This window comes from Syntrophorhabdaceae bacterium, from assembly GCA_035541755.1.
GTDB lineage: Bacteria > Desulfobacterota > Syntrophorhabdia > Syntrophorhabdales > Syntrophorhabdaceae > PNOF01.
In genome coordinates this window covers 1-11,729 of sequence record DATKMQ010000084.1, presented here as the reverse complement: position 1 = coordinate 11,729, position 11,729 = coordinate 1, and the positions used below count along the sequence as shown (strand labels likewise).

The 11,729-nt window shown below is 51.8% G+C and carries 8 protein-coding genes; 7 read left to right on the top strand and 1 reads right to left on the bottom strand.

Features of this window, described 5'->3' with window-relative positions; translation table 11 throughout:
- Window positions 1–202 precede the first annotated feature (202 nt).
- Window positions 203–1,354: an acyl-CoA dehydrogenase family protein gene (locus VMT62_08280; GenBank protein HVN96411.1), complete on the top strand. Its 1,152-nt coding sequence runs from the start codon at window positions 203–205 to the stop codon at window positions 1,352–1,354.
- 108 nt (window positions 1,355–1,462) lie between these two features.
- Here VMT62_08280 and VMT62_08275 read toward each other — a convergent pair whose 3' ends face one another.
- Entirely contained in the window at window positions 1,463–1,912 is a 450-nt protein-coding gene (locus tag VMT62_08275; GenBank protein ID HVN96410.1) for a universal stress protein, read from the bottom strand.
- A 311-nt stretch (window positions 1,913–2,223) separates the two neighbouring features.
- Between VMT62_08275 and VMT62_08270 the strand changes: the two genes are divergently transcribed.
- From VMT62_08270 to VMT62_08245, 6 genes are all read left to right on the top strand, one after another.
- Complete coding sequence (locus VMT62_08270; protein ID HVN96409.1) at window positions 2,224–2,913, top strand: flavodoxin family protein; 690 nt, start codon at window positions 2,224–2,226, stop codon at window positions 2,911–2,913.
- A 183-nt stretch (window positions 2,914–3,096) separates the two neighbouring features.
- Complete coding sequence (locus VMT62_08265; GenBank protein HVN96408.1) at window positions 3,097–4,359, top strand: MFS transporter; 1,263 nt, start codon at window positions 3,097–3,099, stop codon at window positions 4,357–4,359.
- 127 nt (window positions 4,360–4,486) lie between these two features.
- Entirely contained in the window at window positions 4,487–5,839 is a 1,353-nt protein-coding gene (locus tag VMT62_08260; GenBank protein ID HVN96407.1) for an aminopeptidase, read from the top strand.
- A 36-nt stretch (window positions 5,840–5,875) separates the two neighbouring features.
- The gene (gene lon / locus VMT62_08255) at window positions 5,876–8,212 is read left to right on the top strand and encodes an endopeptidase La (GenBank protein HVN96406.1); all 2,337 of its coding nucleotides are present in this window, start codon (window positions 5,876–5,878) and stop codon (window positions 8,210–8,212) included.
- Window positions 8,209–9,222 carry an AmmeMemoRadiSam system radical SAM enzyme gene (amrS, locus tag VMT62_08250; protein ID HVN96405.1) on the top strand — a complete coding sequence of 338 codons (1,014 nt, stop codon included), beginning with the start codon at window positions 8,209–8,211 and terminating at the stop codon, window positions 9,220–9,222. Before lon ends, amrS begins: the two co-directional genes overlap by 4 nt.
- Before the next feature lie 284 nt (window positions 9,223–9,506).
- Window positions 9,507–11,729 (top strand): sodium-translocating pyrophosphatase (locus VMT62_08245; GenBank protein ID HVN96404.1); only part of this gene is annotated, 2,223 nt, incomplete at its 3' end.

The following is an 11,729-nucleotide window of genomic DNA, read 5'->3' as shown; positions in this document are numbered from 1 at the left end:
ATTATACCCTGTCCATGCCTTCTGTGAAAGATATTTATTGACATTCTATCTTTCTGTTTATATGATATGTACGATTGATATACTAAACGGTTAGTTACTAGATTCCCGATCAGGAGAGACCGGTTCTATCGCGCGGACTTTGAGATGGTTTTGACCATCTCAGGGATTGAAATGGCCGAATTATTGAGAAAGGAGTGTGGAGATGTTTGAGCTTACCCCTGAACAGAGAGATATTAAACGCGCCGCAAGGGAATTTGCTGAAAAAGAGTTCGAAGAGAAAGGAAGAGAACTGGATGATAAAGAGGAATTTGATGACGCGCTGTGGAAGAAGGCAGCAGAGCTCGGATTTATCGGTGTGTTTATCGATGAGGCTTACGGAGGTGCGGGGCTCGGTCACTTCGAGCAATGCCTCATTATTGAGGAGTTTGCGCGCGTTGATACCGCGATTGCCCAGTGTATGGTCGCCTGCTATTTCGGAACCCAGCTGATCAGATTATTTGGCACCGAGGAGCAGAAGAAGAAATATCTTCCCCCGGTCTGTCAAGGAAAGTGGAGAGCGGGTATGGCGTCGACCGAGCCGGATGCCGGAAGCGATGTGGCATCGATCACCACGACTGCCGTAAAAGATGGCGATGAATACGTGATATCAGGAAACAAGATGTTCATCACTAACGCAAACCTGGCTGATTTTCTGGTGGTTCTTGCTGTTACAGACCCGAAGAATCCGAAGAAACATGACCGGTTGAGCACGATCATCGTGGAAACCAACAGACCGGGTTATGAGGCGAACAAATTGCATGGAAAACTCTCCATCCGATGTTCCAACACGGGCGAGGTAGCGCTCAAGGAGGTGCGGGTGCCGCGAGAAAACCTCGTAGGCAAAGAAGGCAAGGGGTTTTCTCAGCTCATGGACTTCTTTAACCGGGCTCGTCTTGATGGCGGAGGGGCCCTTGCAGTAGGAACGGCTGAGGGAGCTCTCGAAAAGGCCATGGCCCACGTAAAGAAAAGAAAGGCTTTTGGCGGTCGCCTTGCGGGACTCCAACTCGTTCAGGCCAAGATTGCCGAGATGGCGACGCTCCTTGAAGCCGGGAGAAGCCTTCTCTACAGGGCGGCGCTTGGCGTGGACAGGGGAGAAATTGACCCCGCGCTTATCGCCATGGCCAAGTGGTATACCTGTGAGATCGCGGTCAAGGTTGCCGATGAGGCGATCCAACTCCACGGAGGATACGGCATACTGAAGGAGTACGGGGTAGAGCACTACTGGCGGGATGCGAAGGTGCTCGAGATCTTTGAGGGCACCAAGGAAGTGGAGAAGGTGCTCATCGGAAAGAAGCTCCTCGGTAAATACGAGTAGAGTCCAATATGGTGTGGCTATTCTGACGAGGCTATATCCCCATTGGCTCTTCGCATCACAGGTGTTTTCCGCGCCGCCGCATGGGGCAAGGCGCGGGCTTACCTCGACCTATTTTGTAAGTAAGACGGGGCACGTGGAGCCCTTAAGCACATTGCGGGCCACACCGCCGATCAGGTACTTTGCGATACCCGATCTTCCGAGAGAGGCTATCACGATGAGATCGATGCCCTTGTCTTTTGCCTCCTCCAGTATTTCCTGATAAGCAACCCCCTGGCAAACTTTGGTGGTTATCTTTACCTCTCTTACTTGCGAAAACTTGGCAAGCTGTTTCTTGATGTTTTCTTCCGCCTCATTCCACGGATGGTTCTTTATCATCCGCACCAACTCTTCGGAATACGTCGGATAGAGCCCTAAAAGAAAATCCATGTCGTGTTCAATAACGTGGAGAAGAAAGACCTGTGCGTTATACTGCCTGGCTATATCGAGCGCTTGCTCCAATGCTTTGTCTGAATAGGCGGAGAAGTCGGTGGGTACGAGAATCTTGGTCGGTTTCAACATATCGTCACCTCCTGTGAACGTGATCCTTATATCTAATTAATTATACGCAGGTCCGGTCCATTTCTCTATATGTACGTAGGATTTTTTTTGGCCTTTTCGCACGTGAACCCATCATGCGGCCCCTCTGGATGGCATGCGGTTTGGAAATGATAGGTCGAGGCGGAGAAAACCGAGGGCAGCTACGATCTCAAGGGCATTTTGATTTTGTTCAACGAGTTGTGAAAAGGACGCTTCAGACGTATACTATTGTGTGGGCGGAAGCGAGGAGTATCTGTCTATACAAAACATGAAACCGTCGGAAGGACCTGCTTATGAAAATCGTCGCTCTTATCGGTAGTCCAAAGGGGATCAAAGGAAACACGGCCGCATTACTCAAAGTGGTGCTTGAGGGGGCAGAAAGCAAAGGAGCTGAGACCGAGACCATCGCTATTCGGGGAGGAGAAATAAAGCCGTGTCTCGGCTGTGATACGTGCCACCGGGTAGGGGTGTGCCCGCAAAAGGATGAATTTAACGCGGTCAAGGCAAAGATCATTAAGGCAGAAGGTCTTATCCTGGCAAGCCCCAATTACATATTCCACGTGAGCGCCCAGCTGAAAGCCTTTATAGATCGCTGCTGTGGCGTGGTTCACTGCCAAAGCTTCGAGGGCAAGTATGGGGCTTCTGTGGTCACTTCCGGGGGAGGAGATGAGCAACCGATTGCCGACTATCTGAATCATTTCTTGGTGACTACGGGGGCTATTCCCGTGGGTTCGGTATGCGCCACCATGGGCCGGTTGCAAGGGCAGGATTTCCCTCACGATCTGAGAAAAGGGGCGTACGCATTGGGTGAGAAGCTGGTGGCGGCCTGGAAGAACAAAGAAACAAAAGGCGAGTACGAAAGTACCTCGGTTAAATTTCAGGAACGCATGCGATCCCTCATGATCTGGCGTAAACAAGAGTGGCCCTATGAATACGAATACTGGAAGAAACACCGCTTTCTCAATGATTCGGAGAAAGGGTGAGGCAGATGTTGCCCGCTTCGCCTGACCGGGTGGAGGCGCGCGCATTTCGTAGCAGAGGGGATCTTTTGTGCGTGACGCACTGGCGGGATCAGGCGTGCATAAGGTTTGGATGCTCGCCCTCCCTGTAGTTGCGGCCACATTCAAATAATCTTACAATTCAGCAGGCAAGGGACTTGAGAGAATATGGATAGAGAATCACCGCCAGCGGCCAAACAATCGACCTTTGATTTTATCGGAAGGGCTTTTCGTTACAGGAATTACCGGCTTTTCTTTGGGGGCCAGGGTGTTTCCCTGATCGGGACATGGATGCAGCAGATAGCTATGAGCTGGCTTGTTTACCGCCTGACCAATTCCGCCTTTTACCTGGGTCTCATAGGCTTTACCGGCCAGGCCCCGATTTTTTTCCTCACCTCCTTTGCGGGGGTCTTAATTGACCGTATCCACCGTCGGAATCTCCTCATCATAACGCAGACGTTGGCCACTCTCCAGGCGTCTATTCTGGCGTTTCTTACCATAAGCGGACAGATTCAGGTCTGGCACCTTGTGCTGTTAAGTATCTTTCTCGGCTCCATCAATGCCGTGGACATGCCGGCCCGCCAGTCCTTTGTCATAGAGATGGTAGAAAACAAGCAAGACCTTGGGAATGCTATTGCGCTCAACTCTTTTATGTTCAATAGCGCACGGCTCGTAGGCCCGTCAATCGCCGGTCTGGTCGTGGCCGCCATTGGCGAGGGTCCCTGCTTTCTGCTAAACGCCATAAGTTTTCTCGCCATTATTGCTACACTGCTTGCCATGAGGATACCTAAACCAAAGAACGAGAACAGGTCTGCCTCCCTTTTTCATGGATTAAAAGAGGGGTATCGATATGTTTTAGGCTTTCCGCCGATTCGATATGTCCTTCTTCTGTTGGCCCTCACGAGCCTCGTTGGTATGCCGTATGTGGTCCTCATGCCCATTTTCGCGCGGGACATACTCCACGGAGGACCTCACACCCTGGGTTTTCTCATGGGCGCGCTCGGCGTGGGCGCGCTCGCGGGGGCGCTCTATCTTGCCTCCCGCAAATCCATCCTTGGTTTAGGAAGGCTTATTGTCATCGCTTCGAGCATGTTTGGCGCGGGGCTTGTCATCTTCTCCTTTTCCCGCCATTTTGTGCTCTCTGTCTTCATCCTCTTTTTCACCGGTTTAGGTATGATCGTCCAGATGGCTTCGAGCAACACGATCTTGCAGACTATCGTTGAGGAAGATAAACGGGGGCGTATCATGAGCTTTTACACCATGGCCATGGCCGGTACGGTCCCCTTCGGAAGCATCATGGCAGGTAGCCTTGCAAGCAGGATCGGTGCTCCCGATACCCTTATCATTGGCGGCTCACTCTCTATCGTCGGTTCTCTCCTCTTCATGAAGAAACTCCCTGTGATTCGGCAGGCAGTGAGACCCTGTATGTGAAAATGGGTATTATTCGGGAGATTTCGCAAGGGCCCAACTGAATCATTGCGGCTTAACCGGTGGGTACCGGAGGTTTATGCCCTCGGGTTGACTAAAGGGGGTTGATTCTGGTAATCTATACTATCTCATGCAAAGACAATCAGGGTGGAAATCCAAGTCAAAAGAGGAAATTAAAGAAATCTTTCAGTTCGCTGAAGAGTACAAGGAATTTCTCGATCGTGCCAAGACTGAGAGAGAGGCTGCCGAATATATCGAGCGGTATCTGAAGATCAACAATTTTCAGACCGATTGCACGAAGAAAAAGGTATATGCGGTAAACCGCGGTAAGGAAGTGATCGCTTATGTGGCCGGAAGCCGGGGCCCGTCGGCGGGACTTAACATTATCGTTGCTCACATCGATGCACCGAGGCTCGACCTCAAACAGAACCCCCTGTACGAAGACGTCGATCTGGCGCTCTTGCGCACACACTATTACGGCGGCATCAAGAAATATCAGTGGCTCGCCATGCCGCTTGCCCTTCATGGCGTGGTGGTAAAGGGAGATGGCACTTCGGTGCAGATTGTCGTCGGGGAGGAGGACGAAGACCCTGTCTTCATGATCGACGACCTGCTGCCCCACCTTTCCCGCAAGACTCAGGACGAAAAGAAGCTTTCCGACGCGATCGATGGCGAGAAGCTCACCGTAGTTTTTGGAAGCCTTCCGCTTGTGGGCAAGGAAAAAGATGCCGTGAAAGAATACGTCTTGAAGCTCATGGCCGACAAATACGATATTGCGGAAAATGACTTTATCAGCGCCGAGTTGGAGGTAGTTCCCGCATTCAAGGCCAAAGATGTGGGCATCGACAGGAGCATGGTGGGTGCTTATGGACAAGATGACCGGGCTTCAGCCTTTACGCTTCTTCAGGCGATCTGCGAGACTGAAGATCTCGAGCGCCCGTGTCTTGCTATTTTTACGGACAAGGAAGAAATCGGCTCGGAGGGGGCCACAAGCGTTAGATCGGCCTTCCTGCAGCTGTTTCTCGATGAAGTCATGGCGGGCCAGGGTTTAGCGATGAGCGATGCGGAATCAAGAAAGATGCTTTTCTATTCGAAGGCGCTTTCTGCGGACGTGAATGGCGCTCTCAATCCGACCTTTCAGGATGTCCACGAGCGTCAGAATGCCGCCTATCTCGGCCGGGGCGTTTGCATTTCAAAATTCACCGGGCATATGGGCAAGGTGGGGGCGAGCGACGCCAGCGCCGAATTTGTTGGAGAGATCACGAGGCTCTTTACCAGGGAGAATATTATCTGGCAGACGGGAGAACTCGGAAAAATCGACGAAGGGGGAGGTGGAACGGTGGCGAAATACCTTGCCGCGTACGGCATGGATATACTTGATTGCGGTGTGCCGCTTTTGACCATGCACTCACCCTATGAATTGTCGAGCAAGCTCGATATCTTCGAATCATACCGTGCTTTCACCATCTTCTTTAAATCGTAGAATCTTTGATAGCAAGAACGGAGGCTTCAAAATAATATGACGGAATTTGAACAATTGGATATACCGGAGATCCTGCCCGTGCTTCCGGTGAGAGATATGGTCATGTATCCCTCGGTGGTTCTCCCACTCTTTGTGGGGAGGGACATGTCTATCAATGCCGTAGAAAAGTCCTTGTCAAAGGACAGATTGATCTTTGTTGCTGCGCAAAAGGACTTGACCGATGAAGACCCTCTGCCGGACCGGGTTTATTCCATCGGGGTCGTCTCTCAGATTATGAGGATGCTTCGGCTTCCCGACGGCAGGGTGAAAGTCCTGATCCAGGGCTTAAAAAAAGCACGCATCGACGAGTATGTGCAGGAAGTGCCCACGTATCTCGCGCGCATTTCGAGCATCGAAGAACCGATCATCACCGAAATTACCCTCGAGATAGAGGCGCTCATGCGCTATGTCAAGGAAGAGATGGAGAAGGTCGTCTCCATGGGCCGTATGGTACCTCCCGACATACTCATGGTTCTCGATACCATCGATGAGCCGGGCCGACTGGCTGATATTGCTGCGGCGAACCTCGGGCTTAACGTGGATAAGGCCCAGGAGATCCTCGAGATCATAAACCCGGTGGAACGCTTGAGAAGGCTTTCCGAAATATTAGGCAAAGAAATAGAGATGCTCAACGTTCAAGCTAAAATCCTCTCCCAGGCAAAAGAAGAGATGACGAAATCGCAAAGAGAGTATTTTTTGCGGGAACAGATGAAGGCGATCCGCACCGAGTTGGGTGAGAGCGACGAAAGATCTGAGGACGTAGAAGACCTGCGCAAGCGCATCAAAAAGGCAAAGATGCCCAAAGACGTGGAGAAAGAGGCGAACAAACAGCTCGAACGCCTCGACATGATGCATCCCGACGCCATAGAATCGACCATGGTGAGGACTTACATCGAATGGCTCGTGGAGCTCCCCTGGAGTAACTCCACCAAAGATAACATTGATATCAAGCAGGCGAGAACGATCCTTGACCATGATCACTACGATCTCGACAAGGTGAAAGAGCGAATCCTTGAATTCTTAAGCGTGCTCAAGCTCAAGAAGGAGATGAAAGGCCCCATCCTTTGTTTTGTGGGCCCGCCCGGTGTAGGTAAAACCTCACTCGGAAAATCGATCGCACGGGCCATAGGCAGGAAGTTTTCGCGCATATCGTTGGGAGGCATGAAGGACGAAGCGGAGATCCGAGGCCACAGACGTACCTACGTGGGCTCCATGCCTGGCAGAATTATCCAGAGCATCAAACAGGCCGGAACGAATAACCCGGTGTTCATGATGGATGAAATAGACAAGATCGGAAGCGATTTCAGGGGTGACCCGGCAAGCGCGCTTCTGGAGGTGCTCGACCCCGAACAAAATAATGCGTTCAGCGACCACTACCTTAACGTTCCATTCGATCTGTCCAAGGTCATGTTTATCACGACGGCGAACAGGGTGGATACGATCCCGTCGGCGCTCCGCGACAGGATGGAAGTTATCAGCATACCGGGTTACACGGAGAGAGAAAAGCTTAAAATCGCCAAGCAGTACCTCGTTTCCAAACAGTTAAAGGAAAATGGTTTGACCGAGAAAAGGCTTGAGATTGCCGACCACGCCATGGAGAGGATCATTCAGGAATACACCCGGGAGGCCGGGCTCAGGAACCTGGAACGAGAAATCGCGGCCATCGCACGCAAGGTTGCGCGAAAGGTGGCCGAGGGCGATCGAAAAAAGACCTTGATCACCGCGAAGAATCTTCATACATATCTCGGGCCGGTTAAATACCTCCCCGAAAGCCGGATCGAAGAAGATTTCGTGGGCGTGGCGAGCGGCCTTGCCTGGACGGAGTTCGGCGGCGATATACTCTATGTGGAAGCATCGTGCAGGAAGGGCAAAAAAGACCTTCTGCTCACAGGCAGCATGGGCGATGTGATGAAGGAATCGGTCCAGGCGGCCCTCACCTACATCAAGTCCAAGGCCAACGAGTTGAGCATCGACAAAGACATTTTTAATGACCTGGAGATGCACGTCCATGTGCCGCAGGGGGCGATTCCAAAGGACGGACCTTCCGCGGGGATTACCATGGCAACTGCCATGATAAGCGCCATTACCGGTAAGCCGGTGAACCGAAAGGTCGCTATGACCGGAGAGATTACCCTGACCGGAAGGGTCCTCGCCATAGGGGGTCTCAAAGAAAAGACCCTGGCCGCGCTACGAAACCGCATAGAGAGAGTCATCATTCCGGAAGAAAATCTGCATGAACTCGCGGATATACCGGCATACGTGAAGAAAAAAATAACATTCCTGCCGGTCAAGAACATGGACGACGTGGTAGGTATTATATTTCATAAAGGATGAAGCAGGCATCTTTCTATGAGAAGCGGGAAGATGGGAAGGTCTATTGCTTCCTTTGCAGGCAGCATTGCATCATCGCCCCGGGCAAACGCGGGCTCTGCGGCGTCAGAGAAAACCGGGACGGCACGCTTTATACGCTCGTCTATGAGATGCCCTGCGCGACCCATGTAGACCCCATTGAAAAGAAGCCCCTTTTCCATTTCTTTCCGGGCTCCCGGGCCTTTTCAATCGCAACAGCCGGGTGCAATTTCCACTGCCTCCACTGCCAGAACCATGATATATCGCAGATACCTCCCCAAGCGTGCGTTGTTTCCGGCGAAAAGATGACCGCCGATGAGGTCGTCGTCTCTGCGAGCCATGCGGGATGCAAGAGCATCTCTTACACCTATACCGAACCCACGATCTTCTACGAATACGCCTTTGACATCGCGCAGCTCGCGAGAGAAAAGGGTATTTACAACAATTTCGTCACGAACGGCTACATTGAAGACGAACCCCTTCGGGCTATCAAACCGTACCTCGATGCGGCCAACATTGATCTCAAGGGCTTTGACGAATCATTCTACAAGAAAATCTGCAAGGCGGAATTGTCCAAGGTCCTGGATACGATAAGGACTTATAGGAAGCTCGACATCTGGATAGAGCTGACTACCCTTATTATACCGGGTTACAACGACAAGGAAGAGGCGCTTCGCGCCATAGCGAGATTCATCATGGATGAGTTGGGGCCCCAGGTCCCGTGGCACGTAAGTGCCTTCTATCCGACATACAAGCTCCTTGATGCTAAACGAACCAGTCCCGAGACATTAAAGCGCGCCCGGGAGTTAGGGCTCGAGGCGGGTTTGAGATACGTTTACGAGGGCAATATCCCCGGTTCAGACGGCGAGCACACATACTGCTACAATTGCAAGAAGGCAGTGATCAAGCGATACGGATACGGCATTCTTGAGTATAACATCAAGGGCAGCTCATGCGTGTATTGCGGCGCGACTATCGACGGGATCGGCCTTTAGACACCGCCTTATGCCATAGGAGTCCCATTTCGCCTCTTCGCGGCAGAACCCTTTGTAATTTCATGTATATCATTTGAGGATCCTCCCCAATGTGAGGCGCGAAAGACTTTTCAGGAATGTCATGCATCAAGCGTACATCGGACCGAGCTTGTGTTATATTGTGAATTATTTCATAAGTTTCATTGACAATGAAAAAAGAAAATGTTTAATAATATAGGAAATCAAGGTCCATGATTCATAGACGGCATCAGTTTATCCAATAAAATTCTTAAAGGAGGTTATAGATGACTTTCAAGAAAGGGTTCAGCGCGGCACTTCTTCTCTTCGCTGCGGCGCTTTTCGCTTCCCCGGCCTTAGCGAGTGAAGCGGACATCGTACTTCCCAACCTGAGTACGGTGCAGTTCAGCGCCTTCGGCGGCTTAAGCGGTCTTCACATCATGTATTTCGGAATCGTTGTCTGTTTCATCGGTCTACTATTTGCGATGGTCCAGTACAAGCAGACGGGGAACCTCCCGGTCCACAAGTCCATGCTTGATGTTTCAAATATCATCTGGGAAACCTGTAAATCATACCTCGCCCAGCAGGGAAAGTTCCTGATCATCTTATGGATCCTTATTGGCATCTGTATGACCTATTACTTCATGGGCCTGCAGGGCAAGGCCGTGGGCTCCATGGTCGTGATTCTGTTGAGCTCGATCCTCGGCATTCTCGGTTCTTACGGCGTGGCCTGGTTCGGCATGCGTATCAACACCAAGGCAAACTCCAGGACTGCGTTCGCATCGCTCACGGGCAAGCCTGTGGATGTGGTGAAGATTCCCACGAAATCAGGTATGAGCGTGGGTCTGCTTCTCGTCTCAGTGGAACTTTTCTTCATGATCTGTATCCTGGTTTTCCTCAAGGAGCCTGGACCCTGCTTTATCGGTTTTGCTATCGGTGAGTCACTTGGCGCAAGCGCACTCAGAATCTGCGGTGGTATCTTCACCAAGATCGCGGACATCGGCTCCGACCTTATGAAGATCGTATTTCACCTTCCTGAAGACGATCCCAAGAACCCCGGTGTTATTGCCGACTGTACCGGTGACAACGCTGGTGACAGCGTGGGCCCGACTGCCGATGGTTTCGAGACCTACGGTGTGACCGGCGTGGCACTCATCGCCTTTCTGGCGCTTGCTCTTGCTGCAAATTCAGCTATGTCAGGGACACTCATCATCTGGATATTCGCAATGCGTATTCTCATGATCCTCACGTCTCTCGTTTCCTACTTCATAAACAGCGGCATTACGAGTTCGCTCTATGGCGCCAAGAAGAAATTCAACTTCGAGCAACCGCTCACAAACCTCGTGTGGATCACTTCGATCATCTCGATTATCGTCACCTTCTGGGCAAGCTACACGCTCCTTTCCGGCATGCCTGGCCCTCTGGCTGACCTCTGGTGGACGCTCTCGATCATCATCAGTTGCGGCACCATAGCGGGCGCTCTGATCCCCGAGTTTACCAAGGTATTTACGAGCACAAAATCGCGCCATGTTCAGGAAGTGGTGGGCGCGGCCCGGCACGGCGGCGCATCGCTTGACATCCTCTCCGGGTTTGTCGCCGGTAACTTCTCAGCCTTCTGGGAAGGACTCACGATCCTCGTTCTCATGTTCGTGGCCTATCTCGTATCTCAGCACCCCTCAATTCTCGCCATCATGCCTGCCAAATTCTCTTTCGCCGCACCGGTTTTCGCGTTCGGTCTTGTGGCGTTCGGTTTCCTCGGCATGGGCCCTGTAACGATCTGCGTGGACAGCTTCGGCCCGGTTTCCGATAACGCACAGTCCGTGTACGAGCTTTCCCGGATTGAAAGTGTTCCCAACGTAAAAGCAGAGATTAAGAAAGATTTCGGTTTCGACCCTGACTTTGAGAACGGCAAAGACTATCTCGAAGAGGCAGACGGCGCAGGAAACACGTTTAAAGCCACGGCCAAGCCGGTGCTCATCGGTACCGCCGTTGTGGGCGCCACCACCATGGTCTTCGGCATCATCATCCTCCTTGAAAACCTCTACGGCAATGTCATTGCCCATTTAAGTCTCGTCAATCCCAAAATCATCCTTGGGCTTCTCATGGGCGGCGCGGTAATCTACTGGTTCACCGGGGCCGCGACCCAGGCCGTGACCACGGGCGCTTATCGGGCAGTGGTTTTCATCAAGAAGAATATCAACCTCGACGCCGAGAAGGCATCGATCGATGACAGTAAAGAAGTGGTCAGAATCTGTACGGTATATGCGCAGAAGGGCATGTGGAACATCTTCATCGTGGTCTTCTTTATGGCACTCGCGCTCTCCTTCTTCGACTCCTATTTCTTCATCGGTTATCTGATCGCCATCGCTTTCTTCGGATTGTTCCAGGCCATCTTCATGGCCAACGCCGGCGGCGCGTGGGACAACGCGAAAAAGATCGTTGAGGTCGACCTCAAGGAAAAGGGCACGCCTCTTCACGAAGCAACCGTCGTGGGTGACACCGTGGGCGAT

Excerpts from the sequence above, each read along its gene's own strand:
- VMT62_08260 (HVN96407.1), top strand. The coding sequence starts at position 4,487 with ATGCAAAGACAATCAGGGTGGAAATCCAAGTCAAAAGAGGAAATTAAA.
- amrS (HVN96405.1), top strand. The coding sequence starts at position 8,209 with ATGAAGCAGGCATCTTTCTATGAGAAGCGGGAAGATGGGAAGGTCTAT.
- VMT62_08275 (HVN96410.1), bottom strand. The coding sequence starts at position 1,912 with ATGTTGAAACCGACCAAGATTCTCGTACCCACCGACTTCTCCGCCTAT.
- VMT62_08270 (HVN96409.1), top strand. The coding sequence starts at position 2,224 with ATGAAAATCGTCGCTCTTATCGGTAGTCCAAAGGGGATCAAAGGAAAC.
- lon (HVN96406.1), top strand. The coding sequence starts at position 5,876 with ATGACGGAATTTGAACAATTGGATATACCGGAGATCCTGCCCGTGCTT.
- VMT62_08265 (HVN96408.1), top strand. The coding sequence starts at position 3,097 with ATGGATAGAGAATCACCGCCAGCGGCCAAACAATCGACCTTTGATTTT.
- VMT62_08280 (HVN96411.1), top strand. The coding sequence starts at position 203 with ATGTTTGAGCTTACCCCTGAACAGAGAGATATTAAACGCGCCGCAAGG.